Origin of the sequence: Paenirhodobacter sp. (genome assembly GCF_041916475.1) — a bacterium.
Classification (GTDB): domain Bacteria; phylum Pseudomonadota; class Alphaproteobacteria; order Rhodobacterales; family Rhodobacteraceae; genus Rhodobacter.
In genome coordinates this window covers 1-26113 of record NZ_JAYRZN010000043.1, presented here as the reverse complement: position 1 = coordinate 26113, position 26113 = coordinate 1, and the positions used below count along the sequence as shown (strand labels likewise).

Genomic DNA, 26113 nt, shown 5'->3' with positions numbered 1-26113 from the left:
AGCCGCAGCAGCCAGAAAAAAGAAGGAGACAAACCCGACCTTGACCCCAGCATGAACCGAAATCCATAATCAGAGGTGGCTCACTTCTCGGTGAAAAAACCGGCTCAGTTCTGAGTGAAAATCAACACCCCGGAGGGCTGTCCCGATTTAACAAAGCCTTGCTGGACCATGACCCCATGCACGGGCCTTCACGAGGCGGAGCCGCTTCCATGGCATTGCGCGAAGAACGCCGCCTGAAGGTACTGGCCGGCGCCAACACCAAAAAGCCCGCGGTGACGCGGGCTTAACGGTGGCTTCCTGCCAGAGGCTACGCAGCCGTGCCCGAGCTGGGATCATTCCCACTCGATCGTGCCGGGTGGCTTCGAGGTGATGTCATAGGTCACCCGGTTGATGCCCTTCACCTCGTTGATGATCCGTGTCGCGGTCTCGCCGAGGAACTCGTGGGTGAAGGGGTAGTAATCCGCCGTCATCCCGTCCACCGACGTCACCGCGCGCAGCGCACAGGCGTAGTCATAGGTGCGCCCGTCGCCCATCACCCCCACGGTCCGCACCGGCAGGATTGCGACGAAAGCCTGCCAGATCTCATCATAGAGCCCGTGCTTGCGGATCTGGTCGATATAGACGGCATCGGCCTCGCGCAGGATCGCGAGCTTCTCCGAGGTGATCTCGCCCGGGCAGCGGATCGCGAGGCCCGGCCCCGGGAACGGATGCCGCCCGATGAATTTCGCAGGCAGGCCGAGCTCGCGGCCAAGCGCGCGCACTTCGTCCTTGAACAGCTCGCGCAGCGGCTCCACGAGCTTCAGCCCCATCTTTTCAGGCAGCCCGCCCACATTGTGGTGCGACTTGATCGTGACCGACGGCCCGCCCGAGAAGGACACGGATTCGATCACATCGGGGTACAGCGTGCCCTGCGCCAGGAACTCCGCGCCCTCGATCTGGTTCGCGTATTTCTGGAACACGTCGATGAACAGCCGGCCGATGGTCTTGCGCTTCACTTCCGGGTCCGACACGCCTTCCAGCGCGCCGAGGAACAGCTCGGATTCATCCGCCGCGATCAGCTTCATGTTGTAATGGTCGCGGAACATCGTGACCACTTCCTCGGCCTCGCCCTTGCGCAGCAGGCCATGGTCCACGAAGACGCAGGTCAGGTTGTCGCCGATCGCCTCGTGGATCAGCACCGCCGCGACCGAGCTGTCGACCCCGCCCGACAGGCCGCAGATCACCTTGCGGTCGCCGACCTGCTCGCGGATCTTCTCGATCGCCTGCTCGCGGTAGCCCGCCATCGTCCAGTCACCGGTGAAGCCCGCGAGGCGCACGAAATTCTCGTAGAGCTTCGCGCCCTTCGGCGTGTGGTGCACCTCCGGGTGGAACTGCACCGCGAAGAACTTGCGCGCCACATCCGCCGTCACCGCGAAGGGGGCGTTGGGCGAGGTGCCGTAGACCTCGAAGCCCGGCGCGATCTGGCTCACATGGTCGCCATGGCTCATCCAGACCTGCTCGCGCCCGGCGGCGAACCAGCCCTCCAGGATCTCCAGCCGCTCCTCGGTGGGGGTGACGAAGGCGCGTCCGAATTCGGCGGTGCCATGGCCCGATTCCACCTTGCCGCCCAGTTGCGTCATCATCGTCTGCTGGCCGTAGCAGATCCCCAGCACCGGCACGCCCATGGCCCAGAGGCTCTCGGGGGCGCGGGGGGAGCCCGCCCGCGTCACGCTGTCGGGCCCGCCCGACAGGATCACCGCCTGCGGCGCGAAGTCGCGCAGGAAGGCATCGGTGACCTTCTGATAGGGATGGATTTCGCAATAGACGTTCAGCTCGCGCAGGCGGCGCGCGATGAGCTGCGTGACCTGCGAACCGAAGTCGATGATGAGGAGGCGCTGGTGCTGTGTCATGTGCGGGGAATAGGCGGGGCAGGGCCGAAAAGCAAGGGCCCCGAAGGGGCCCCGCAGCTCAATTCATTAGGCTCATTTCTCTGGCAGCAGCCCGCGCGGGCTGAAGCGCAGCACCAGCAGCAGGATCAGCCCCATGATGATCACCCGCATATGCGGCGCGCTGTCCTGCAGGTGCTGGCGCAGGGCGCCGTCGGGCAGGGGGGCGGTGACGAGATGCATGATCGTCGGGCCCCAGACCTCGGCCTTGATCCAGACGAACCAGATCAGCACCGCGCCCAGTACCGAGCCCCAGTTGTTGCCCGAGCCCCCCACCACGACCATCACCAGGATCAGGAAGGTGTAGCGCAGCGGGTTGTAGGAGGAGGGGGTCATCTGCCCGTCGAGCGTGATCATCATCGCGCCGCCAAGCCCGATCACCGCCGCGCCCAGCATGAAGATCTGCAGATGGCGGCCGGTCACGTTCTTGCCCATCGCCGCGGCAGAGATCTCGTTGTCGCGGATCGCGCGCATCATCCGGCCCCAGGGCGATTTCAGCGCCAGCTGCGCGCCGAGCAGGATCACCGCCAGCACCAGCCCGAACAGCCCGGTATAAAGCAGCTTCACCAGCACGGTGGACCCGGTCACCGGGTCGATCCCCCAGTCCGTCATCCGCTGTACGAAGGCCGGATCGGCCTGCAGATCGACCTCATAGGGCACCGGCCAGGGCCGCGGGATCCCGGTCACGTTCAGCACGCCCCGGTCCAGCCATTCCTCGTTGCGCAGGACCGCGACGATGATCTCGCCGATGCCCAGCGTGGCGATCGCGAGGTAATCCGAGCGCAGCCCGAGCGCGGTCTTGGCCACGCCCCAGGCCGCCAGCGCCGCCAGCGCCGCGCCCAGCGGCCACGACAGCAGCACCGGCAGCCCGAGCCCGCCCAGATAGCCCTGCGAGGCCGGGTTGATCGCCTGGATCGCGACCACGGCCGGGTCGAACACGGCGCGGTAAAGGAAGAAGCCTGCGATCAGCACCGCGATCATTGCCGCGGCCTTGGCCTTTCCGCGCAGGCGCCGGTTCAGCCAGATGGCCGCCGCCAGCGTCACCGCGAGGATCGCGAGCGCGATCAGCACGCCCCATCCGCCCGCGGCAAAGGCGCCCTCGGTCGGCTGCATGGAGACCAGCACCGGCGCGAGCCCGCCAAGCGCGATGAAGCCCACCACGCCCGAGTTGAACAGCCCCGCATAGCCCCATTGCATGTTGAGCCCGAGCGCGATCACCGCCGAGATCAGCCCCATGTTCAGGATCACCAGCGCGCCGTTCCAGCCCGAGCTGAGCCCCTCCAGAACGATCAGCGCCGCCATCGCCGCAAGCAGCAGCGGCGCGCGCATCCGGCCGCCCGCGGCGGCATCGGGTTGACGGGTGCTCATACCGATTTCCCCTTGAACAGCCCGGTGGGCCGGAACAGCAGCACCACGATCAGGATCGCGAAACTGACAGCGAATTTGTATTCGGTGGACAGCAGCTGCAAAAGCCCGTCGCTCTCGAAGCCCACATAGGCCGCAACCTTCTTCCAGGCATAGGTCACCGCCACCTCGGAATAGGCGATGACGAAGCCGCCCGCGATTGCGCCCAGCGGCGAGCCGAGCCCGCCCACGATGGCCGCCGCAAAGACCGGGAGCAGCAGCTGGAAGTAGTTGAACGCCTTGAAGGATTTATCGAGCCCATAGAGCGTGCCCGCAATCGTGGCCAGCGCCGCCGCGAGGATCCATGTCACCGCCACCACCCGGTTCGGGTCGATCCCCGAGAGCAGCGCCAGGTCCTCGTTGTCGGAATAGGCGCGCATGGATTTGCCGGTGCGGGTCTTCGCCAGGAACCAGAACAGCGCCCAGACCACCAGCCCCGCCACCACCACGGTGAGCGCCTGTGTCGAGCGGATCGCCAGCGGCTCCGCAAGGCCTGTCCAGTCCTTCCATTCCTTCGCGGTGATCAGGAACCGCGCGCCATCGTCGAACTTGATCTCGTCGACCCCGATCAGGAGCCGGGTGATGCCGTTCATCACGAACATCACGCCCACCGAAACCATCACCAGGATCACCGGGGCCGCGCGCACCTTGCGGTAATAGGCATAGACCACCCGGTCGGTGCCAAGGATCAGCGCCGCGGTGGCCGCGATCCCGAAGGGCAGGGCGAGGAGCGCCGTGGGCAGCGGCCCGAGCCCGATCCCCATCGCCTGAAAGCCCCAGGTGAACAGGATCGTCATCGCTGTGCCGAAGGCCATGGTGTCGCCATGGGCGAAGTTCGAGAACCGCAGGATGCCATAGACCAGCGTCACCCCGAGCGCGCCGAGCGCCAGCTGCGCGCCATAGGCGGTGGCCGGCACGATGACATAGTTGAGGATCGCGACCAGCGCGTTCAGAATGTCCATCTCAGCCCCCCAGGAAGGTGCGGCGCACCTCGGGATCGGCCATCAGCGCCGCGCCCGTGTCGGTATATCGGTTCGCGCCCTGCACCAGCACATAGCCGGTATCGGCGATCTCCAGCGCCTGGCGGGCGTTCTGCTCCACCATCAGGATGGAAATCCCGGTGCGGGCCACTTCGATGATCCGGTCGAACAGCTCGTCCATCACGATCGGGCTCACCCCGGCGGTCGGCTCGTCCAGCATCAGAAGCTTCGGCTTCGTCATCAGCGCGCGCCCCACCGCCACCTGCTGGCGCTGCCCGCCCGACAGCTCGCCCGCATTCTGGTGCCGCTTCTGGCGCAGGATCGGGAACAGATCGTAGATCTGCTCCATCGTCTCGCGGAAATCATCCTCGCGGATGAAGGCGCCCATCTGCAGGTTCTCCTCGACCGACATGGTCGGGAAGACGTTGTTCACCTGCGGCACGAAGCCCATGCCCTTGCGCACCCGCTCCTGCGGCGACAGGGCGGTGATGTCGTGGCCATCCAGCGTCACCGTGCCCTGGCGCAGCTTCAGCATGCCGAAGACCGCCTTCATCGCGGTGGATTTGCCCGCCCCGTTCGGGCCCACGATCACCGCGATCTGGCCGCGCTCCACGCACAGCGTGCAGCCGTGGAGGATATCGGCGGCGCCATAGCCGCCGGTCATGCCGGAGGCATCGAGAAAGCTCATGCGATGCCCCTGTGGAAATACGAAGTCACGCCGATTTCACCTTGTTCTTCAGGCCGCGGCCCAGATAGGCCTCGATCACCGCCTCGTTTTGCATGATCGTCGCCGGGTTGCCCTCGGCGAGCACCTTGCCCTCGGCCATCACGATCACCGGGTCGCACAGCCGCCCGATGAAATCCATGTCGTGCTCGATCACGCAGAACGTATAGCCGCGCTCCCTGTTCAGCCGCACGATCGCATCGCCGATGGTGTTGAGCAGGGTCCGGTTCACCCCGGCGCCGACCTCGTCGAGGAACACGATCTTGGCATCGACCATCATCGTCCGCCCGAGCTCCAGAAGCTTCTTCTGCCCGCCCGAGAGGTTCCCTGCGCGCTCGTCGGCCACATGGGTGATGGTGAGGAACTCCAGCACCTCATCGGCCTTGCGGCGCAGCGCGCGCTCTTCCTGTGCGATGCGCCCGCGCCGGAACCAGCTGTTCCACAGCGTCTCGCCCGCCTGCCCGGCAGGCACCATCATCAGGTTCTCGCGCACCGTCAGCGTCGGGAATTCATGCGCGATCTGGAAGGTGCGCAGCAGCCCCTTGTGAAACAGCTCATGCGGCGGCAGGCCGGAAATATCCTCGCCATCCATGATCACCCGCCCCGACGTCGGCTTGTACACCCCGGCGATCACGTTGAAGAGCGTGGATTTTCCCGCCCCGTTCGGCCCGATCAGCCCGGTGATCGAGCCCTTGGCGATCTCGAGCGACGCGCCATCGACGGCATGGAATCCGCCAAAATGCTTGTGCAGGTTCTCGACCCGTATCATGACGTCCCCTGGTTCATGCATTGCATGAGTTTGGCCGTTTATGGCCTTGTTATTTAATGGGAATGGCCCGGATCTCTCCGGGCCGTCCCGTGCTGTGGCGCCGGATCAGCGGTATGTCACCGTCTCGATCTTGCCGTCCTTGATCGCGATTTCGCGGAAGGTGCCCGCATTCTCGCGCCCGTTCACGAAGGTGACCGAGGTCGCCCCGTCATAGTCGATGGCCTTGCCCTCTTTCAGCAGCTCCAGCCCCTTGGCCAGCTCGCCGGGCAGGATCTTCTCGCCGGGGCCGTTGGCGATCTCCAGGATCTTGTCCTTGTACACCTTCGGGTCGGTGGAGCCCGCCGCCTGCATCGCCAAGAGCATCAGCGCCGCCGCATCATAGGCTTCGCCCGAATAGACCGAGGTGCCATCGAAGCCCGCTTCCTTCGCCGCCGCGAGGAACTTGTCGTGGCCCGCGCCTTCCGAAGAGGGCATCTGCCCGAAGGATCCGTCGATCTCCTTGCCGAAGTTCTTCTCCAGCGTCTCGCCGACCATGCCGTCCGGGAATACGAAGGTCTCGAAGGCGCCGCTGTCCAGCGCGCCGCGCAGGATGCCCGAGCCGCCCTGATCGACATAGCCCGCAATCACCAGCGCATCGCCGCCCGCCGCGGCCAGCGCCGCCACTTCGGCCGCGTAATCGGCCTTGCCGTCGTCATGCGCAGCAACGATCGTCACCTTGCCGCCCTTGGCCTTGAAGGCCTCGGCGAAGCTGTCGGCCAAGCCCTTGCCGTAGTCGTTGTTGGTATAGGTCAGTGCCACCGATTTCACCCCGTGCTCCTGGATGATGTCGGTCATCACCTCGCCCTGGCGGGCATCGGAGGGGGAGGTGCGGAAGAAGAAGCCCTTGGTATCGGCGCTCGAGAGCGCAGGCGAGGTGGCCGAAGGCGAGATCATCACCACGCCGTTCGGCACGCCCACATTCGTCACCGAGGCGATGGCCTCGCCCGAGCACATGCCGCCGACGATGCCCTTCACCCCCTCGGAGGTGATCAGCCGCTCCACGGTCGCGGTGGCGGCGGCGGCGTCGATGCAGGTGGAATCGCCGCGCACGGGGGTGATGGTGGTGCCGCCGAGCAGCTTGCCCGACGCGGAAACTTCCTTCATCGCCATCTCGGCGCCCTGCGCCATCGCGGGAGACATCGATTCCAGCGGCCCGGTAAACCCGAGCGAAATGCCCATCTTGATGTCCTCGGCCAGGGCCCCGCCCGCGGTCAGCGCGATTGCGGCGCTCGCCAGAAGCAGTTTCCTCATGTGGTACACTCCCCGATTGCTATTGATGCGCGAAGGTTAGACCCGCCCTAGCGAAAAGAAAAGCGGCTCAGAACTTCTCCTCGGGGAAGTCGATCCCGGTGAAATCGCATTCGTCCTCGAGGTCTTCGGCCGCCATCGCCTCCGCCTCCTGGCCTGCGGCCGAGGCGCCGCGTTCGCGGTAGGGCGTGGTGTGATATTGCGCGCGGTAGCACTTGGAGAAATGCGATGGGCTCGCGAAGCCGCAGGCCAGCGCCACGTTGATGACGCTCATCTCCGTCTGCATCAGCAGGTTGCGCGCCTTCTGCAGCCGGATCTCCATATAATAGCGCTTGGGCGAGCGGCCCAAGTAGCGCCGGAACAGCCGCTCCAGCTGCCGGGTGGACATGCCCACCCCCTCGGCCAGCGCGGCCGGGCTCACCGGCTCCTCGATATTCGTCTCCATCCGCGCGATCACCTGCGCGAGCTTGGGGTGCCGCACCCCGATCCGCGTCGGGATCGAGAGGCGCTGCGTGTCGCGGTCGGTGCGGATCGAATTGTAGATCAGCTGGTCGGCCACGGTATTGGCCAGCGCATCGCCATGGTCGCGCGCGATCAGCCGCAGCATCAGGTCGATCGAGGCGGTGCCCCCGGCCGTGGTCAGCCGGTTGCCGTCAATCACGAACACCGATTTCGTCAGGTGGATGTCGATGAAGTCCTCCTCGAAACTGTCCTGATTCTCCCAGTGGATGGTGGCGCGGCGGTCCTCCAGCAGGCCCGCCTTGGCCACGGTCCAGGCCCCGGTGCACAGCCCGCCCACCGCCGAACCCTGGCGCGCATCGCGGCGCAGCCAGCTCAGCACCGGCTTCGTCGTCGCCTCCGCCACGTCGATGCCGCCGCAGACCAGCACCGTATCGTCGCGCCCGACCGGCCCGAGCCCCATATCCACCCGCACCACCGTGCCGTTGGAGCAGGCGACGTCCTGCCCGTCCTCCGAGACCAGCTTCCATTCATAGAGCTTCTGCCCTGAGACCTGGTTCGCCAGCCGCAACGGCTCGATCGCCGAGGCGAAGGCGATCATGGTGAAGCGGTCGAGCAGCAGGAACAGATAGCGGCGCGGCTTTTCCGCGACCGGCAGTTTCATCGTGCCGTGCGAGGGCGCGGGGCGGGAATGGGTACGGGATGTGGCTGGCAGGCGCATTTGCGACCTCTGGCATGTCGTTTCGCGGTTCTCCATACAGCGTTCCGGCGCCACGGCAAGATCATCTCTGTGTATGGAATGCATCATTTCGGGCAGCGCACATTCTTTGTGCATTGAGAGAATCCGCTTTGTTCTCGCTAACGCAGGGACTATATACGCCCGGCAATTCTGAATGGTTCGGAGGGGAACATGGCGAAGGGATGGACGAAGTCGGGCTGGCGCGCGAAACCGCGGGTCCAGATGCCCGATTATCCCGATCTTTCTGCCTTGACGTCGGTCGAGGCGCAGCTTGCCAAGATGCCCCCCCTTGTCTTTGCGGGCGAGGCGCGGCGGCTGAAGGCAGATCTGGCGAAGGCGGCGCGCGGCGAGGCCTTCCTGTTGCAGGGCGGCGATTGCGCCGAGAGCTTTGCCGAATTCTCGGCCGACAACATCCGCGACACCTTCAAGGTGATGCTGCAGATGGCGATCGTGCTGACCTGGGGCGCGAAAGTGCCGGTGATCAAGGTCGGCCGGATGGCCGGGCAGTTCGCCAAGCCGCGCTCGGCGCCCACCGAAATGGTCGGCGGCATCGAGCTTCCGAGCTACCGCGGCGACATCATCAACGGCTTCGATCCGACCGAGGCCGCGCGGCTGCCCGACCCTGCGCGGATGCTGCAGGCCTATACCCAGGCCGCGGCCTCGCTGAACCTGCTGCGCGCCTTCTCGACGGGCGGCTATGCCGATATCCACCGGGTCCAGAGCTGGATCGCAGGCTTCACCGACGAGGACGAGGCCGCGCGCTACCGCGCCGTGGCCGACCGGATCTCGGATGCGATGGATTTCATGGCCGCGGCCGGGGTCACCTCCGAAACCGCGCATGAGCTCGGCAAGGTGGATTTCTACACCTCGCACGAGGCGCTGCTGCTCGAATACGAAGAGGCGCTGTGCCGCGTGGACAGCACCACCGGGATCCCGGTCGCGGGTTCGGGCCACATGATCTGGATCGGCGACCGCACCCGGCAGCCGGACGGCGCGCATGTGGAATTCTGCCGCGGCGTGCAGAACCCGATCGGGCTGAAATGCGGCCCCTCGACCACGGCCGAAGACCTCAAGGTGCTGATGGCGCGGCTGAACCCGGAGAACGAGCCGGGCCGCCTGACGCTGATCGCGCGTTTCGGCGCGGGCAAGGTGGGCGAGCATCTGCCGCGCCTGATCCGTACCGTGCAGCAGGAGGGCGCCAATGTGCTGTGGTCCTGCGACCCGATGCACGGCAATACGATCAAGGCCGCCTCGGGCTTCAAGACCCGGCCCTTCGATTCCGTGCTGCGCGAGGTGCGGGAGTTCTTCGCGGTGCACAAGGCCGAGGGCACGATCCCCGGCGGCGTGCATTTCGAGATGACCGGGCAGGACGTCACCGAATGCACTGGCGGCGTGCGGGCGGTGTCGGACGAGGATCTGTCCAGCCGCTACCACACCGCCTGCGATCCGCGCCTGAACGCCTCGCAATCGCTGGAGCTCGCGTTCCTCGTGGCCGAGGAGCTGCAGGACCGCCGCGCCATGCGCAAGGCCGCCGGGCTCTGATCCCGCGCGCACTGCCAGACCTGCCGGCCGCCGCCTCCCGCGGCGGCCGTGCTGTTTGTACCGCCCGGAGCATGCGAAAGCCGGCTTCGGCTATGAGCGCGCACCGATCGGCCCTGGGTTCCTCCGGCGGGCATTCCCCGCCCGCCGAATGGCGCGGCATGTTCAAAGGCCGCAAAGGCAGATCCACCCCATACACCCCACGGGCTGTCGTTCAGCGCCCATCAAAACGCCTGCCGGACAGGCTGCGAAAGCAGCAGGCGACGCCCATCCCGTATCCGCCACGCTCTGGCGCGGCGGCAGGGCTTGCCCAATGTTCCGGATAGCCCGGGAAATCTGGGCCGCGGTGGGGCTGGGAAGGTCGCCGCAAGACCCGCTCCGCAGCCGCTGCGGGCGTTCAGGGGGCTCTTCCAGATCGGCCATCGGTCAGGGCGCCGGAGGGGCAACCTCCATGATCCGCCCCATCCCTCTCGCCGGTAAGTCTTCTGCGAAAGCCCTTGCGGGTCATCCCGGCACCCGGAGGGGCTGGCCCTGCGGCGGTATCCGGCACGGGGAGGGAGGCCGCCCGGCGGGGCCGCCACCCCAACGGGCCTGCGCCGAGCCGCCCTGCCGCCCCCTCCGGGCGGGCTCCCTCGAAGATACAGTCGTGCGTACAGGCGTCTGGTGCCCCATATGCGCCCTTCGCACTGCCCCCTGCGCGCAAGCGGACACCGTGCGGCGCAGCCACTGCACAGGCGGCTACCCTGCCGCCACCCGTCCCGGCGGGCGGGATTCGGGTTTCGGGCCGGGGCGGGCTGTGGCACAACGGGGGCCCATACGGAGGTTCCCCATGGCATTCGGCAAAGGCTGCCACCTGCATCTCATCGACGGCTCGGCCTTCATCTTCCGCGCCTATCACGCGCTGCCGCCGCTGACGCGCAAATCGGATGGCCTGCCAGTGGGCGCGGTCGCGGGGTTCTGCAACATGATCTTCCGCTATATCGAGGATGCGAAAGGGCCGGACGCGCCGACCCATGCCGCCGTGATCTTCGACTATTCGTCGAAGACCTTCCGCTCCGAGATCTACCCCGCCTACAAGGAGAACCGCCCGCCGCCGCCCGAGGACCTGCGCCCGCAGTTCCCGCTCACCCGCGACGCGACCCGCGCCTTCAACATCGCCTGCAAGGAGCTGGAGGGCTTCGAGGCCGACGATATCATCGCCACGCTCGCCCGCCAGGCGCGCGAAGCGGGCGGCCGGGTCACCATCATCTCCTCCGACAAGGACCTGATGCAGCTCGTCGGCGGCGGGGTGGAGATGCTCGATGCGATGAAGAACCTGCGCATCGGCCCGGAAGAGGTGGAGGCGAAATTCGGCGTCCCGCCCGACCGGGTGATCGACGTGCAGGCCCTCGCGGGCGATAGCGTCGACAATGTTCCGGGCGCACCAGGGATCGGGATCAAGACCGCCGCGCAGCTGATCCAGGAATTCGGCGATGTCGAGACCCTGCTCGCGCGCGCGACCGAAATCAAGCAGCCGAAGCGGCGCGAGACCCTGATCAACTTCGCCGATCAGATCCGCGTCTCGAAGCGGCTGGTCACGCTCGATGCCGAAACCCCGCTGGATTTCAGCCTCGACGATCTGGAGGTGAAGGAGCCCGAGCCGCAGGTGCTCATGGACTTCCTGAACCTGATGGAATTCCGCACCCTGACCCGCCGCGTCTCGGAGAAATTCGGGGTGGAGCAGCCCGCCGTATCCCCGGCCGCGGGCGTGGGGAGCGGGGCCGGCGCAGCCGGCGGGGCCGAGAAGGCAGGGGGCAGCGCCCTCTCCGCCGAGGCCCCCCCCTTCGGCGGCTACACCTGCATCCGCGATGCCGCGACCCTGCGCGCCTGGCTCGCCGAGGCCCGCGCCACCGGCTGGCTCGCCGTCGATACCGAAACCACCTCGCTCGATGAAATGCAGGCCGCGCTCGTCGGCATCTCGCTCGCCACTGCGGCCGGGCGCGCGGCCTATGTGCCCGTCGGCCATATCACCGGCGGCGGCGATCTCTTCGGCTCCGCTACCCGCAGCGAAGGGCAGATGGATCTCGCGGCCGCATTAGCCGAACTTAAGCCGGTGCTTCAGGATGAAGCCGTGCTGAAGATCGGCCAGAACATGAAATACGACTGGAAGATCTTCGCCCGCCACGGCATCCGCATCCACCCGTTCGACGATACGATGCTGATGAGCTACGCGATGTTCTCGGGCCTGCATGGCCACGGCATGGACGCGCTCTCCACCGAATATCTCGGCCACCAGCCGATCCCGATCAAGGAGCTGATCGGCTCGGGCAAGAGCCAGATCACCTTCGACCGCACCGAGATCGACAAGGCCACCGCCTATTCCGGCGAGGATGCCGATATCACCTTCCGCCTGTGGCAGGCCTTCCGCCCGCGGCTGCACCGCGAACAGGTCACCACCGTCTATGAAACGCTTGAGCGGCCGCTGGTGCCGGTTCTGGCCGAAATGGAAATGGCGGGGGTGAAGGTCGATACGGCGGTGCTTGCGCGGATGTCCAATGTCTTCGCGCAGCGCATGGCGCGGCTGGAGGAGGAGATCCAGCAGGTCGCGGGGCAGCCCTTCAATGTGGGCTCTCCGAAGCAGCTCGGCGATATCCTGTTCGATACGCTGGGCGTGCCGGGCGGTGAGCGCGGCAAGAACGGCGCCTATGGCACCGGCGCCGATGTGCTCGAGGACATCACCACGCTCGAGGACCATGCGCAGGCCGCCGAGCTTGCCGCCCGCGTGCTGGACTGGCGCCAGATCGCGAAGCTCAAATCCACCTACACCGATGCGCTGCAGACCCATGTGAACCCCGATACCGGGCGGGTGCACACCTCCTATTCCATTGCGGGCGCGAACACCGGGCGGCTCGCCTCCACCGATCCGAACCTGCAAAACATCCCCGTGCGCTCCGATGAGGGCCGCCGCATCCGCGAGGCTTTCGTGGCCCCCGAGGGGCGGCGCATCGTCAGCCTCGATTACAGCCAGATCGAGCTGCGCATCCTTGCCCATGTGGCCGATATTCCGGCGCTGAAGGAGGCGTTCCACCAGGGGCTGGACATCCACGCCATGACCGCCTCCGAGATGTTCAACGTGCCGATCGAGGGTATGGACCCGATGGTCCGGCGCCAGGCGAAGGCGATCAACTTCGGCGTCATCTACGGCATCTCGGCCTTTGGACTGGCGCGCAACCTGCGCATCCCGCGCTCCGAGGCGCAGGCCTTCATCGACCGCTATTTCGAGCGCTTCCCGGGCATCCGGCGCTATATGGACGAGACCGTGGCCTTCGCGAAGGCGCATGGCCATGTGAAGACCCTGTTCGGGCGCAAGATCCACACCCCCGAAATCAACGATCGCGGCCCGCGCGCGGGCTTTGCCAAGCGCGCGGCGATCAACGCGCCGATCCAGGGGGCAGCCGCCGATATCATCCGCCGCGCGATGATCCGCATGCCGGAGGCGATCCGGGGCCTCGATGCGGTGATGCTGCTGCAGGTGCATGACGAGCTGATCTTCGAAGTGGCCGAGGCGGATGTGGCCCGGCTCACCGATGTGGCACGCGCGGTCATGCAGGGCGCGGCGGAGCCTGCGGTGAAGCTCTCGGTGCCGCTTCTGGTCGATGCGGGCGTGGGCGCGAGCTGGGCCGAAGCGCATTGAGGCCGCGCGCGGGGCGTCCGCGGGGCTGAGCGGCCCGGGGGCGGGTTTCCATCGGGGCGGCGCCGGTTTGGGGCATGCGCTGTCGTTCATCCTTCCGATGGGCCGGTCTTGCGAACAGTGGCCCGGCTCTGCCGCCGGACGCAGGGCTGGCCGGAGCCGCCGCGCTGGCCGCGCGGCCTGTGAGCTGGTGTCTGCGCGTCGCGGCGGGCGCTGCGCGGGAGGGGCCCTCTCCGGCTGGCCGCGGATCTTGCCCGGCCGGCAGCGCGGCGATAGCTTTTTGCGAGACCACAGAGTTGGAGAGCGCGATGCCCAATCCCCTTGCCTGCGCGCTGGCCGTGGCCTGCGCGGCCCTTCTGAGCGGCTGCGTTCCGGCCGAGCCGCCCAAGCCGCAGCCGCTCACCCCGTCGCAGCAGATGGGCGCGGATCTGCAGAAGACCGGTGAACAGGCGGTGAAAGGGGCCGATACGACCAATTTCGACCTGCTTCAGTAAGAGCGGGGCGCGGTCACCCCGGCATGACCGGGCGCCGCCCCGTGGCAGCGGGGCCGGAGTGTGGCCGGTCTGGCCCCGCCAGGTGCAGCCCGGAGCCGGGGCAGGTGCGCCGCCCGGCCGCGGGCGGCATGCGCCGGATGGCGCGGCCCGCCCCCCGGATCAGCCATCCGGGGCGCGGGCGTGCCGGGCGCCGGCCAGTCTTGCGCGGCGGCGCCGAGCCGTTGCGCCAGCCCCGGCAGGCCTGAGGCGGCATGGGCCAGTCGCGCGGACTAGTCGGGCGCGACGGTGGCGAGCCTTTCCGCCAGCCCCTGCAGGCCCGCGGTGAGCGCGTCGCGGTGGCGGGCGAGATCCGCGCCATCGCGCAGCCCCCCGAGCAGCGCCGCCAGATCCTCCACCTCGCGCGCGAGGCGCTGAAGGCCGGGCAGGGCGGCCAGAGCGGGGGCGTCTTCGCCGCGCGCTGCCAGCTCTTCCGCAATCACCAGTGCCTTCGCCCGCAGCCAGGCGTGGCGCAGATTCTCCAGCAGCGCGTGGATGTCTTCGGCCGGGCGCACGCCGCCGATCCAAGCGCGGAAATCCCCCGCCATGCCCGGGAAGGCATTCACATAGAGCGCCGCGCGCAGGCCGGGTTCGTGCTGCCCGTCCGGATGGGTGAGGCCCTGATGGCCCAGAAGCTGCTTCGCGCGGGCGAGGATCGTGCCGTGCAGGGGGGCGATGTCGGGGTCGTTCACGCACAGCAGCGTCACCGCCGTGCCGCGTTTCTCCGCCCGCCCGACCGCGAGGGAGAACAGAGGCTCGCGCCCGACCCAGTCCTCGACCAGCGCGAGGTTCGCGCGGGAGCGCGCGTTCAGGGCGCTGGCCGGGCCGATGCTTTGCGCGAGGCAGCTCAGGCCGTAGGTGGTCTCGGCGAAGGCAAGCAGGCTGTAGGTATTGATGACGCCGCCCAGCATCTGGTCCTGCGCCGGATCATAGAACGGGCCCGTCGCCAGGGTGCGGCCGCCGGTGAGGGGATGGGCGAGATCCTTCGGCACCGACAGGCTCAGCTGCCGTGCGATCGCCCAGCTTGGCCGCGCGAGATTGCGCCCGATCGCCTCCAGCGCCTCCGGGGTGAAGCTGGCCACATAATAGCCCGCGACCCCGCCGATGGCCTTTTGCAGCGGCATGAACAGGCAGCAGCGCGCGAGCACGCCGGCCACCAGCACCGGAGGCCAGGGCATCGCGCCCAGAAGCGAGGTCGCGTCGATGATCGCATGGCGGTTCGCGGGGTCTTCCTGAAGCCAGTCCAGAAGGCCCCGGATTTCGTCGCTGCTGTAGGCGGAGGCGCCCGTGGTCTCATGCCCGACGCCGATGAACAGGGTGACCCTGACGCAAAGGCAGAGCCGCACGGAAAGCGTACAGGCGGAGCTGCGCGGGCACCTTGTCGATGAGGATGATGGCAGACGCTGGACACTACCTCAGGGACGCAGGACGCCGCCTTGCCGCAGGTGCAAGTGGTGGCGACACGGGATTACCCGGATGAGCATCAGCTGCAGATCACATTCACCTCCGGCCTGTCCAAGAACGCCAGTGATACTAACCTGATCCGCGTTCCGCTTCGCCTGCGGATGCGGCCCATTGGTGGGGCATGGATCAACCTGCCAGAGCTGCACTTTCAGGCGGCATCGGTGCGCCGGATGCGCGCGACGATCCGCCTAGTATGGTCTGATGATGCAACAGTGTCTCCATCGGCATCCAGCAAGGAGGGGTTCGTAGAGGCGCGCATCGCGAGCCCGGGCCAGACCGTAGCGCCGTCGAGCGGCCTTTTCTCGGCAAACAGCTACTTCTACGGATCTGGATCCGAAAACTATCTGACCCGCAACAACAGCGGTACGACCAATGTCAGGCACACGACGCTCGACCGCTACACCGCCACGATAATGCTGGACCGGGACACGTTTTCTGCGCGCAGATACGAGATCGAGGTCCGGCGCGGGGCGGCTTTCGAGGCCTCTAAATATGACAGTGCGTCCTATGCCTATGATGGGCAGATCTGGAATTTCTGGGGCTATCAGGGGACCTCTCCCGGGCAGATCGTGATGAGCCGGGATGGCGTCTATGATACGCTCTATCTGCTGCGCTCCGTCAGCATCTGGAACGATCATCCACTGCCTTCTCGGGATCTGGCAGCAGTGGCAATCCGCGTGCGTAACAGGTCTACGGATCAGGTTTCGTGCATCGCAGGAGGGTATGTAAAGGACTGGGATGGCTCTGGATGGAACGCTTGGACGGTCACGGATAACCCCGCTCCGCACCTGCGCGACATATTCGTCGGCACGGAGAACCTAGACCCTGTTCCCATCGACCTCCTCGATGATGACGGGCTGGTTGAGTGGCGGCAGCATTGCATCGACATGGGCTATACCTGCAATGCGCTGCTGGAGGACCAGACGATTGACGATGCGGCACGTGTGGTCGCGTCGTGTGGCTATGCGAAGCCGCTCATGTCTGACATCTGGGGCGTGGCGCGGGACTAGGCAAGCTGACCTGCGCGGCATCTATTACTCGTTCGACTGCGCCGCGGAGAGCATCGTGTGCAGAACTATTGCTCCGTCATCGGGGGAGGCGCGGACAAGTGGACCGGCGCTGGCGTCAGCTATTCGAGCAACGAAGCCGCCTATAGCGGCGTGGCTTGGGGCTTCCTGTGGGAAGATCGTCCTATCGTCACGCAGGTCACCCTCACGGATTTCGCGGTGGCTCAGGCCGTCAAGGCAGGCAGCACCGCAGGCATCCAGTTGCAGGGCTCGGGCATGGCCCCGGCGATCATCAATCGGCCGCGCTTCACCAATGCGCCCACGACCGCCGACAGCGCGGCGCAAGGCACGGTCTGGTCCGACGGTGGCACCCTCAAGATCGTCTGACGCCGCCTCCGGGCGGCTTTTTCATACCGATGCGCAGGAGGCGCGAATGCCATTCGAGTTCGACAGGAAGATGAGCTTGGGAAACCTGATTACCATAGGCGTCGTCCTGTTCGGAGCGGTCGGTGCGTGGTTCACTCTGGTTGCAGGGCAGCAGGGGCTATCCCGCGAAATGATCCAAGTGCAGGCCAATGTTGCCGCGCATGAGTCGCGGATTCGGTCCGTCGAGATCGCGCAGGCCAGCCAATCCTCGGACCTACGCAACATCCAGATTGGCATCAGCGAAATCAAGGCTGCGCTGAGCAAGCTGAGCCAGCAATAAGGGACACTAACGTTAACCCATCAATGGGATGGCCCGGCCGCGTGCCGGGCTTTTTTATGGAGAGAACATGGCGAAGGAGAATTTCTCCGCCTGCCTTGCTCAGGTCCTGCTGAGCGAGGGGGGATGGTCAGACCATCCCGCAGACCCTGGCGGTGCGACGATGAAGGGGATCACGCTTGCGACTTATCGCAAGTACCGGCCCGGTGCGACGAAGGCGGACCTGCGGGCCATCACTGACGCGGAGGTCGCGCAGATTTACCGCAATGGCTACTGGAATGCGGTCCGGGGCGATGAGCTGCCCGCGGGGCTCGACCTCGTGGCGTTTGATGCTGCGGTGAACAGCGGGGTCAAGCGGGCCTCGAAATGGCTGCAGTCCGCCGTCGGCGCAGGGGCTGATGGCATGATCGGGGCCAAAACCCTGATGGCCGCCCAGGCCGCAAACGTGCCTGTGGCCATCTATCGCGCGCTGCAGGCGCGCAAATCGTTCCTGATCTCTCTCTCCACCTGGAAAACATTCGGGCGCGGCTGGTCGGCCCGCCTCAATCGCGTCGAGGTATCGGCGCTCGCAATGGCAAAAGGAGCCTGACCATGATCGCAGTCATCGCGCGTATCATTATGCGCTATCTCTCCGGCGCACTCGTGGCGTGGGGCCTGATCACCGCCGAGGCGGGGCAGGCGCTCGGGTCTGACGCAGACCTCACGCTCCTCCTTGGTGTGGCAATCGGTGCGGTGGCCGAGTGGGGATATGCCCTCGCCAAAAAATACGGGTGGGCAACATGACCGCGATCCAGCGCGCCCTGGCGGCGCTCGGATCGCTGGTCGCAGCGATCGCCGCAACATGGATCCTCGGCCGCCGGGCCGGATCGACTGCCGCCACCACCAAAGCCAAGGATGCCGACCATGCACGAGCTGATGATGTCCGGGCGCGCGCTGACGCTGCTCGGGCTGCTGCTGCTGACGACCCTATTGCCGAGCTGCGCCGCTCAGGGCGCATCCGAGACTGAGCGCACGATCTGCCGCGAGCTGCGGCGCGATCTACCCACCTATTCCACCCGCGACACCGCTGAGACGCTGCAATCGGGCGCTCAGTTCATCCGCACCTTCAACGCCATCTGCGAGGATTGAGACATGGCCGAAACTCCCACCACGGTCACATTTGCGCTGCACAACCCCGACGGCACCGTTGTGCGCGGCGGGAAAGCGACCTTCACCTTGTCCGGCTACGACATCGACGCTGGTTTCGTCGTGCCGAGTGTGGTCGAGGTCCCGATCGAGCTCGACGGTACCGGATCCGTTGACCTGTGGCCCAATACCGGGGGCCTGACCAATTCTCTCTATGCCGTCAACTTCACCCCGACCTTTGGTGGCAAGACGGTGGCGTTGTCGAATATCGCAGTGCCGGAGAGCGCCACGCCGGTGGCCCTCCACACGCTGGCGGTGACCAAGATCGGCACTCTGACCACGATCGTCCTGACGCAGGCGGAATACGATGCGCTGACGACCAAGGACCCGGCCAAGTTCTATTTTATCCGCGCGGAGGCCTGATCATGGGACTCAAGGACTTTACGGCGATCTATCAGGGCAGCACCGAGATTGTCGCGGCCTATCGCGGCGAGACGCAAGTTTTCGGCGATGATGTGCCCGCACCCTCGGCGCCGACGAATACCGTCGCTCCGTCGATCACCGGCACGGCGACGGTCGGCCAGACCCTGACGGCTGCCGTCGGGACGTGGACCGGATCGCCCAGCTATGCGCGCCAGTGGCTGCGCAATGGCACCGCGATCAGCGGCGCAACCGGCACCACCTATTTGCTGATCGCAGCCGATGAGGCCGCCAGCATCAGCGTGCGGATCACCGCCACCAATGCGGGCGGCAGCGCACAGGCCACGAGCGCGGGCGTTGGCCCGGTTGCAGCGGCTCCGACTGCCCCTGCGCAGGTCACTACCTGGACGTGGACGACGGGGCTTGCGGCATCGCAGATCGTGGCCAGCATCACCGCGCCCAGCGACGGCGGATCGGAGATCACCGGCTGCGAGTATTCGCTCGATGGCGGCACTACGGCGATCCCGCTCACTGGCGCTTCGCCGTGGACCCTGACCATGGCTGCGGCGGGCACCAGCTACACGGCTGTGGTGCGGGCGCGCAACGCCATCGGCGCGGGAACATGGTCCACCAGCAAGACGGCGACGTCCGGCGCAGCCGCTGCGACCACTTCCCTCTCGCTCTCGGCCAGTGCCTCTACGATCACGATGGGGCAGACGGTCACCATTACCGGCACCGCGGCAAACACCGCCTCCACCGATTTCACCATGTTCGGTGCCGTGATCGACGGGGTAACGCAGGTCTATACGAGCGGCGCGGCGTTCTCGGCTACGATCACGCCGGATCGGGCCGGGACGATGACAGTGCAAGCATCTGTTGCAGGGCTCTCTACCCCTGCTACGGTTTCCGTCACCGTGAATGTGGCGGCCCCGACGCTGGCCATCGGCTATATCGCTGGGTCTCCTGCTGGCACGCCTGCGAACATCACTGTCAACCGCGCCGGGACGGTCTATTGGGCCATTTCTACCGCGACCACGATGACCGCGGCGCAGATCGTCGCCGGGACCGGGGCGCAGCAAACCGGTAACTACGCTGTTACCGAATCCGGGCCATTTGCAATCACCGGCGTTCCTGAGGATGCGGTCTATTACCTGCATGCATTCCTGCGGACCACGACCGGCGGCGACAGCGCAGTTGCCTCGGCGCAGATCACGCAGATTGGTGTGGAGATCGACCAGACCGCCCTCGCCGGGTGGAACTTCACGCTCGGAGCAATCCCGTCCGACGTCAGCGTCACCCGCACGACGCGCGCCGTCGCAATCGGATCGGGCGGCAGCTATTCGAGCTTCAACGCCGATGTGGCGCGGCTGCACTATGGTCAGGAATATGCGGCCCTACTGATCGAGCCCTTCGCAGATCAGACGGGGGCACTCGGCTACGGGCAAGCGGGGCAGGTCAAGTCGGATGCCTATGTCGGGTTCGGAAGCGCCACCACGGAGACGCTCACCGGCGCCGGACGCTACGCGAACGATGCGCGCCGCCGCACCTGGCCCACGGCCTATTCTTCCGGCGCAGCATGGGTCAATACCCCGACGCAGGCGTTGATGGCAGGGTATCGAGAATTCTCCTTCCGTCATGCCGTGAAGCGCGAGACGGCGGGGGCGAAACTGGTCATTGAGCTGCGTCTTGGGGGCGCGAATTTGTTCACCATGACGGCTGCAAATGCCCCGGCACTGGCCGGTCTCGAAGTGGACTTCGATACCATGACCATCAGCCGCCTGCATCAGGGCGTAGCTAACCCTGCGGCAGACGGGGCCTATATCGCCGGGGCGCGAGTCTATGAATCCACGCCCGGATGGCATGAGGTCGAAATCTGGGGCGTGTTCTCCTCTGCCGCTGGCGGCAGCCCGACCTATCGCTGGCTGTTCGGATCGGACGTTGCCGGTGCGCAGTTCCAGCTCGATGAAAGCTATGGCATCCGCTATATCAACGAGGGGTTGATGGCGCTCCCGTCGAGCTATGGGCGCCCGGGGCAGCCGCGCCTTGATACGCTCTCGACCACGGCCACGCGGGACACCGACATCCTGCACATCTCCGCCAGTATCGGCGCCTGCGACCTTCGGATCACGGATCAGTTCCGAACCATCGACCTCACCAACCAGACGCTCAATGGCGCATGGACCTACACCCCGGCGCAAGGCCGGGCACTGCGGATCTACAAAATCGAGGCATTCGCCGTAGGAGGGCTCCCGGCATGAACCTGACCTGTGCAGTTAATAATACCGACAAGTCTGTCGGCGTACCGGCGCAGACCCTTGCTGCGGTCAACACGCTCAAGATCATGGGATCTGGAAATTCCGGCCTAGATCCGGTGTTCGAGGGGGCCGGAGACAAGACCGCTAACACCAACCGTCTGCAGTGGTTCCTGTATCAGGTCAGCGGGCAGCGGGCAGCCTATGTCTACAACAGCACCATCGCCGGGTCGTTCATGTCGGCGCGGTGGGCGATGGCACAGGCCGATGGCGACAGCTACGGGGGCCAGGGGCGCTGGCACGCGGCGGACGTTAACACGCTCCTGCTGACCGACAGCTCCGGCGCAGCCTCGATTGAACCCAATGTGTTCGCGTCGCAGGTGCTGGAGTGGTGCAAGCTGTATTGGGCATCTGGAGACGGCGGGGCCGGGGCGGATGTCGTCCTGTGGTCGGCCCAGCTGCGGCGCGGTCTGGCCTCTGGCGATACCGTGACGCTGACAGACTGGACGAACTTCTGCTCGCGGCACCTGCTGCGCTATGAGACGGCCCTGACGCTGGCCAATGCATACCGCCCTGCCGGGCGCCGCGCCGTGCGGTTCATGCCGCTGCCGGTGATCATGGAGCGGATCCGTCTGGACACACTCGCAGGGCTTGCGCCAAGCGCGACGTTCTTCGACGACCTATACAACCAGGACGTAAATACCGACACCTTCCACTTGGGCAACAAGCCTCTGGCAAAGTGGATCATGGGCGGCGCGGCAACCATCATCCTGACCGGGTGCAGCCCGGCGCAACTGCCAGCCACCGCGGAGGATCTGGTCGCGCTCGACGCTACGGGCCTGCTCTATCTGCGGCGGGTGATGCACGACACGCTCAAGTCCTATCGCTACACCGGCCTCGATACCTCCGGGTGGATCCGAGCGTGACGCTCAGCGCACAGATTACGATGCTGGCAGCAGAGGTCGCCAGCATCGAGCAACGGCTCGCCCAATCGGAGATCGACGCCGCAGAGGCTTCAGCGGCGCTGCGGAGCGCACGCGATGCTCAGGCAGCACTACAAGCGCGGATGGATGCCATGATCGCAGCCGATGGCGGCGCGCGTGAAGCGGCCATGTGGCGGGGGATCTATGAGGCGTCCGAGCAGGAGCGGATGAGCCTGCTGGGGATGATCCGGGGGGAGCAGATCCCCTGATGATCAAGCGTCCACCGGCAAAGGCCATCCTCGGGGCACGGCTCGAGCCATCGCACATGAACTTGGTGCATTACCTATCAGAGCAGCAGGCCGAGGCAGCCTTGCAGTTCATGGAGGACCCATCCCGTGTGGAGATTCCGCCCATGGCTCTCGACGTGATGACATCTCTCCTGATCGACAAGTGGCCGGTGCAGGAATACGAGCGAGAGGTCGGCGCCCCGGCCCGATCCGCCCGCCCGCTTCTGGCGCAGGCGCTGGATACCTATATCGCGATTGACCGTCAGGCTTTGTCCGCTGGCCGTGCGCGCCGGATGCCAACGTTGCGCGATGAGATCCGCGCAGAAAAAAGGCCGCGCGATGAGGTGATCGAGGATCTGGCGGCGCGCATCGAGTGGCTTACCTGCACCTATGAAGGGTCCGACGATGATGTGGTCAGAGTCATGGTGGAGCTTGGCGTCCAAAGGCAGGTAGCTCACCTGTACCTTATCCTGAAACGGGAGGAAGGCGTAACGATCCCGCGGGAGCGAATCATGAACCGGCTATATGCAAACAAGCCCGACGAGGCCGAGCCAAGGATCGTTGAGGTTTTGGTGCACAGGCTGCGCAAGAAGCTCCCGAGCGATATGCGCATCGAAAATGTATGGGGCGTGGGCTACCGGATGGTGTCATCCCGTAGTGCGGGTCAGCCATCGGCGCGCGAGCTCCGTAACCGCTCCTAAAGTGGCGCACATCCACCTCAGGAACGGAACATGGACGCAACGAGAATGTTGCCAACCATGTTGCCAGATTATTTGACTGGTTCCGAGATCAAGACATAAGTCATTGATTTTGTTTGGAGGCGGGTACCGGAATCGAACCGGTCTTCACGGATTTGCAATCCTACCAGAAAGTAAGAAAAATCAGGGCGAGTATGTTTCAAAATGCCCCCCGACAAAGCAAGAACTAAACAGGAAAGTTTCAACTGCACAAATCACTGAACAATGTGATCCGGCAAACGAAAACCCCGGAGCGCTGGCGGGCGCAACCGGGGCTGAATATGAAGTGTCAGACTTCAGGACGGCAGATTACCGGCGGCGCGTCGAGCACGCAAGTGCCCTCCGCCTTGCGATGGAATACTGCCACCCGGAAGACGCGGCGCTCGTCATGTCGGACGCGCTCGAACGCATGCGCAAAGGCGCGCCGATCCCGCCGCTGATGAACGCCATGGAGGAGGCCCGGGACTGGGCCGCGACGGCCACGCCCTTCGAGCGCAAGGCCTGGCTGCTGGCCTGCTTCGATGCAATCTCGCCCAAGGAGCAGGCCGGGTTCCTCGCCTATGTGTCGCGGAGGGCATCCGCATGAGCGATCCGCTTCAGAACGTCACGCAGATCCGCAACAAGCGTCCGAAGCAACAGCGCTCTGTCGAGCTGCTGCAACGGTTCCGCCGCGCCTCCGAGATCGAGGCCCCTACGGAGGTGCCTTACTTGATCAAGGGATGGCTGGCGCCGCGCTCGCTCGCGGTTCTCTATGGGGCGGCGAACGTGGGCAAGACCTTCCTCGCCCTCGATATCGCGCATGCGGTTTCTCGGGGTGCATCCTGGGGCGGGTGCCGGGTTCAAACCGCGCCGGTGCTCTATGTCACGCTCGAAGGCGGGGCGGGCTTCGACAAGCGCGTGGCCGCTCTGGAGAACCCTTGCTTCTGGGTTCTGTCCGCCCCTCTCAGTTTCACCGATCCGCGCCGCGACCCGACATTTCTTGCCGAGGCGATCGAGGATCTGGAGGAAGAAGCCGGGCCATTCGGCCTGATCATCATCGACACACTGGCCCGTGCAATGTCGCCCGGGGATGAGAACAGCTCGCAGGACATGGGGCGATTGATCGCGTCTGCGGAGATGCTGAAGGAGCGCACCGGGGCGTGCGTCCTGCTCATCCACCACACCGGCAAGAGCGCGGCCCAGGGCGCGCGGGGGCATTCCAGCCTGCGTGCCGCCGTCGATACCGAAATCGAAGTCACGAAGGAGGACGGCAGCCATGTAATCGAGGCTGAGGCGACAAAGCAGCGGGACATGCCGCGCGGGACGATTTTCCGCTACCGGCTGTCGGAGCGCATTCTCGGGAAGGACCAGGACGGCGACGATATCTCGACCTGCGTCGTGGAGCGGGCAGCCGATGGCGAGGAGCCACGGCGGGCCAAGGTGAAGGGCAAGGCAGAGATCGCCTTGCAGGCGCTCCACACGGCGATCGAGCGGCACGGCGTCCAGCGCACCGGCCCGGACTACCCGGACGGCAGGAGCGTGACCAAGGAGCAATGGAGAAGCTGTGCTGAGCTGCATGGGCTCTTTGAAGGACTAGAACATGAGAGCGCCAAGAGAACCTTCAACCGGGCAATAGGTGAGCTGAACGACAAGGGGCTTGCGCGTAGCTTCAATGAAATCTGGTGGCTGGCATGACACATCGGGACAAACGGGACATGCCGGGACAAGCCGGGACACGCGGGAATGTCCCGGCTTGGTCGCCGGTCGGGACAGGCGGGACAAACGGGACACCCCCCTTTAGGGGGGGTGTTCCCGGGTTGTCCCGTCCTGTGTCCCAACCTGAGCCGGGACAAACGGGACACGCTGATGCCGAGAAGCTGGTCGATCTGCTGGGGAAGAGTGAGGCCGCGCTTATCGAAGCGGTGGCGCGCACCGACTTTCTTACGATCCGGGAGGCCGGGAAGCTGGTTGGCATGGTCTACAAGCTGCGCTCGATGCGCCATGAGGTCGAGCTGAAGGCGGGGATCTGGTGATGCGCTCGAAGCAACCCGAACCTTTCAATGCATGGCAGCAAATCGGGGATCTGGCCGACCGGGTGGGGCGGCTCTGCCCTGACCGGCGCGACCCCGAGCGCTTCCACATCGAGAAGAGCGAGATCGAGCACGAGCTTCGCGAGCTGGCGAGGGTCCTTCCGGGCGGGGGCCGGGTGGGGGTCATTCGCGCCCCGGCATGTCACGCGATGCAGAAAAACATAAGAGGGTGAAACCGTTGAAGATATTGACGGAATTTCAGCTTGGCGGGGAGAGCGTGCACCGGATTTCCGGCCCGGACATGTGCGAACTTCTGGCCATTTCGCCCGCTGCGCTCTCGGATCTGAAGAAGCGCGGGATCGCGGTGCGCTTTGGCCATGACGCCTACGACCTCGGCGCGACCGTCTCGGCCTATGTCGCGCATCTTCGTGGCGTGGCCAGCGCCCGCGGCGGCGAGGAGCATGTGCTCGCCCTCACCACCGAACGCGCCCGGCTCGCCAAGGAACAGGCCGATGCCCAGGCGCTGAAGAACGCGGCCCTGCGCGGCGAGATGGTCAGTGCCCAGGAGGTGAGCCAGGAATGGGCGGGGGTCCTGCGCCAGGTGCGCGCCCGCATCCTCTCTGTGCCCTCTCGCCTCCGCGCCGCCCTGCCGCAGATCGGCCCCGCCGAGGTCGCCGCGATCGACCGGGAGATCCGCACCGCCCTCGAGGAGCTTGCCCATGCCGACGATTGACCAGATCCGGGCCGAGGCCCTGCGCGCCCTGATGCCGCCGCCACGCCTGCGCCTCTCCGAATGGATCGAGCGTGAGGTGTGCCTGCCCGAGGGCGTATCGAGCCAGCCCGGCCCGGTACGCCTCTGGCCGTTCCAGCGCGAGATTGCCGACGCGATCGGCGATCCCCTCATTGAGCGGGTGACGCTGGTGAAGCCGGTGCGCGTGGGCTTCACCACGCTTCTCACCTCGGCGGTGGCGAGCTTCGTCGCGAACGACCCGGCGCCGATCCTGTGCCTGCTGCCCGCCGAATCCGACTGCCGGGTCGTGTCGCGAATGTGGTGGAAATTGGCGAGCAGCGCGCTCCGAGCATGTAACGTTGGCTCCGGTCAGGCCGCGAGGTCAAGAGACATCGGCACGAGAGGCTGAGAAAGGGTTTCCCAGCCATCG

26 protein-coding genes are annotated in these 26113 nt (G+C 65.9%); 18 read left to right on the top strand and 8 right to left on the bottom strand.

Going from position 1 to position 26113, the window contains the following annotated elements:
- Nucleotides 1-332: 332 nt before the first annotated feature.
- From guaA to ACOMG5_RS15180, 7 genes are all read right to left on the bottom strand, one after another.
- On the bottom strand, nt 333-1889 hold the full coding sequence (gene guaA / locus ACOMG5_RS15210; protein WP_420344646.1) for a glutamine-hydrolyzing GMP synthase: 1557 nt from the start codon (nt 1887-1889) through the stop codon (nt 333-335).
- A gap of 72 nt (nt 1890-1961) precedes the next feature.
- On the bottom strand, nt 1962-3293 hold the full coding sequence (locus ACOMG5_RS15205; RefSeq protein ID WP_420344645.1) for a branched-chain amino acid ABC transporter permease: 1332 nt from the start codon (nt 3291-3293) through the stop codon (nt 1962-1964).
- Nucleotides 3290-4291, bottom strand: coding sequence for a branched-chain amino acid ABC transporter permease (locus tag ACOMG5_RS15200; protein WP_420344644.1), 1002 nt, complete (start codon nt 4289-4291; stop codon nt 3290-3292). The genes ACOMG5_RS15205 and ACOMG5_RS15200 overlap by 4 nt, the downstream gene beginning before the upstream one ends.
- A 1-nt stretch (nt 4292) precedes the next feature.
- Complete coding sequence (locus tag ACOMG5_RS15195) at nt 4293-4997, bottom strand: ABC transporter ATP-binding protein (protein WP_420344643.1); 705 nt, start codon at nt 4995-4997, stop codon at nt 4293-4295.
- A 25-nt stretch (nt 4998-5022) separates the two neighbouring features.
- Nucleotides 5023-5802: an ABC transporter ATP-binding protein gene (locus ACOMG5_RS15190; protein ID WP_420344642.1), complete on the bottom strand. Its 780-nt coding sequence runs from the start codon at nt 5800-5802 to the stop codon at nt 5023-5025.
- Nucleotides 5803-5907: 105 nt separating this feature from the next.
- Nucleotides 5908-7092 carry an ABC transporter substrate-binding protein gene (locus ACOMG5_RS15185; RefSeq protein ID WP_420344641.1) on the bottom strand — a complete coding sequence of 395 codons (1185 nt, stop codon included), beginning with the start codon at nt 7090-7092 and terminating at the stop codon, nt 5908-5910.
- Nucleotides 7093-7159: 67 nt separating this feature from the next.
- Complete coding sequence (locus tag ACOMG5_RS15180; protein WP_420344640.1) at nt 7160-8212, bottom strand: GlxA family transcriptional regulator; 1053 nt, start codon at nt 8210-8212, stop codon at nt 7160-7162.
- A 246-nt stretch (nt 8213-8458) separates the two neighbouring features.
- On the opposite strand from ACOMG5_RS15180, the gene ACOMG5_RS15175 reads away from it, so the two are divergent.
- The 3 genes from ACOMG5_RS15175 (at nt 8459) to ACOMG5_RS15165 (ending at nt 13990) form a co-directional block, all read left to right on the top strand.
- Nucleotides 8459-9829 carry a class II 3-deoxy-7-phosphoheptulonate synthase gene (locus ACOMG5_RS15175; RefSeq protein WP_420344639.1) on the top strand — a complete coding sequence of 457 codons (1371 nt, stop codon included), beginning with the start codon at nt 8459-8461 and terminating at the stop codon, nt 9827-9829.
- Nucleotides 9830-10655: 826 nt separating this feature from the next.
- Complete coding sequence (polA, locus tag ACOMG5_RS15170) at nt 10656-13499, top strand: DNA polymerase I (protein WP_420344638.1); 2844 nt, start codon at nt 10656-10658, stop codon at nt 13497-13499.
- A 305-nt stretch (nt 13500-13804) separates the two neighbouring features.
- Nucleotides 13805-13990, top strand: a complete 186-nt coding sequence (locus tag ACOMG5_RS15165) for a hypothetical protein (protein WP_420344637.1) — start codon at nt 13805-13807, stop codon at nt 13988-13990.
- Between the two features lie 269 nt (nt 13991-14259).
- Here ACOMG5_RS15165 and ACOMG5_RS15160 read toward each other — a convergent pair whose 3' ends face one another.
- Nucleotides 14260-15372, bottom strand: coding sequence for a hypothetical protein (locus ACOMG5_RS15160; RefSeq protein WP_420344636.1), 1113 nt, complete (start codon nt 15370-15372; stop codon nt 14260-14262).
- 90 nt (nt 15373-15462) lie between these two features.
- Here ACOMG5_RS15160 and ACOMG5_RS15155 point away from each other — a divergent pair, with 90 nt between their 5' ends.
- The 15 genes from ACOMG5_RS15155 (at nt 15463) to ACOMG5_RS15085 (ending at nt 26092) form a co-directional block, all read left to right on the top strand.
- Nucleotides 15463-16500 (top strand): hypothetical protein, encoded by a 1038-nt coding sequence (locus tag ACOMG5_RS15155; RefSeq protein ID WP_420344635.1) that lies wholly within the window; start codon nt 15463-15465, stop codon nt 16498-16500.
- Between the two features lie 57 nt (nt 16501-16557).
- Nucleotides 16558-16884 (top strand): hypothetical protein, encoded by a 327-nt coding sequence (locus tag ACOMG5_RS15150; RefSeq protein WP_420344634.1) that lies wholly within the window; start codon nt 16558-16560, stop codon nt 16882-16884.
- Between the two features lie 46 nt (nt 16885-16930).
- The gene (locus tag ACOMG5_RS15145; RefSeq protein WP_420344633.1) at nt 16931-17203 is read left to right on the top strand and encodes a hypothetical protein; all 273 of its coding nucleotides are present in this window, start codon (nt 16931-16933) and stop codon (nt 17201-17203) included.
- A gap of 67 nt (nt 17204-17270) precedes the next feature.
- Nucleotides 17271-17789: a glycoside hydrolase family 108 protein gene (locus ACOMG5_RS15140; RefSeq protein ID WP_420344632.1), complete on the top strand. Its 519-nt coding sequence runs from the start codon at nt 17271-17273 to the stop codon at nt 17787-17789.
- Nucleotides 17790-17791: 2 nt separating this feature from the next.
- Nucleotides 17792-17983 (top strand): hypothetical protein, encoded by a 192-nt coding sequence (locus tag ACOMG5_RS15135; RefSeq protein ID WP_420344631.1) that lies wholly within the window; start codon nt 17792-17794, stop codon nt 17981-17983.
- Nucleotides 17984-18103: 120 nt separating this feature from the next.
- Nucleotides 18104-18328 carry a hypothetical protein gene (locus ACOMG5_RS15130; RefSeq protein WP_420344630.1) on the top strand — a complete coding sequence of 75 codons (225 nt, stop codon included), beginning with the start codon at nt 18104-18106 and terminating at the stop codon, nt 18326-18328.
- A 3-nt stretch (nt 18329-18331) separates the two neighbouring features.
- Nucleotides 18332-18748 carry a phage upper tail fiber protein gene (locus tag ACOMG5_RS15125; RefSeq protein ID WP_420344629.1) on the top strand — a complete coding sequence of 139 codons (417 nt, stop codon included), beginning with the start codon at nt 18332-18334 and terminating at the stop codon, nt 18746-18748.
- A gap of 2 nt (nt 18749-18750) precedes the next feature.
- Entirely contained in the window at nt 18751-21003 is a 2253-nt protein-coding gene (locus ACOMG5_RS15120) for a hypothetical protein (RefSeq protein ID WP_420344628.1), read from the top strand.
- The gene (locus ACOMG5_RS15115) at nt 21000-21923 is read left to right on the top strand and encodes a hypothetical protein (RefSeq protein ID WP_420344627.1); all 924 of its coding nucleotides are present in this window, start codon (nt 21000-21002) and stop codon (nt 21921-21923) included. Before ACOMG5_RS15120 ends, ACOMG5_RS15115 begins: the two co-directional genes overlap by 4 nt.
- Complete coding sequence (locus tag ACOMG5_RS15110; RefSeq protein WP_420344626.1) at nt 21920-22189, top strand: hypothetical protein; 270 nt, start codon at nt 21920-21922, stop codon at nt 22187-22189. The genes ACOMG5_RS15115 and ACOMG5_RS15110 overlap by 4 nt, the downstream gene beginning before the upstream one ends.
- A complete protein-coding gene (locus ACOMG5_RS15105) occupies nt 22189-22908 on the top strand; it encodes a winged helix-turn-helix domain-containing protein (protein WP_420344625.1) in 720 nt (239 codons plus the stop codon). The genes ACOMG5_RS15110 and ACOMG5_RS15105 overlap by 1 nt, the downstream gene beginning before the upstream one ends.
- A 424-nt stretch (nt 22909-23332) precedes the next feature.
- Nucleotides 23333-23530, top strand: coding sequence for a hypothetical protein (locus tag ACOMG5_RS15100; protein ID WP_420344624.1), 198 nt, complete (start codon nt 23333-23335; stop codon nt 23528-23530).
- A complete protein-coding gene (locus ACOMG5_RS15095) occupies nt 23527-24618 on the top strand; it encodes an AAA family ATPase (RefSeq protein WP_420344623.1) in 1092 nt (363 codons plus the stop codon). The genes ACOMG5_RS15100 and ACOMG5_RS15095 overlap by 4 nt, the downstream gene beginning before the upstream one ends.
- A 582-nt stretch (nt 24619-25200) precedes the next feature.
- Entirely contained in the window at nt 25201-25686 is a 486-nt protein-coding gene (locus ACOMG5_RS15090; RefSeq protein WP_420344622.1) for a DNA packaging protein, read from the top strand.
- Complete coding sequence (locus tag ACOMG5_RS15085; RefSeq protein WP_420344621.1) at nt 25673-26092, top strand: phage terminase large subunit family protein; 420 nt, start codon at nt 25673-25675, stop codon at nt 26090-26092. The genes ACOMG5_RS15090 and ACOMG5_RS15085 overlap by 14 nt, the downstream gene beginning before the upstream one ends.
- The last annotated feature ends 21 nt before the right edge of the window (nt 26093-26113 follow it).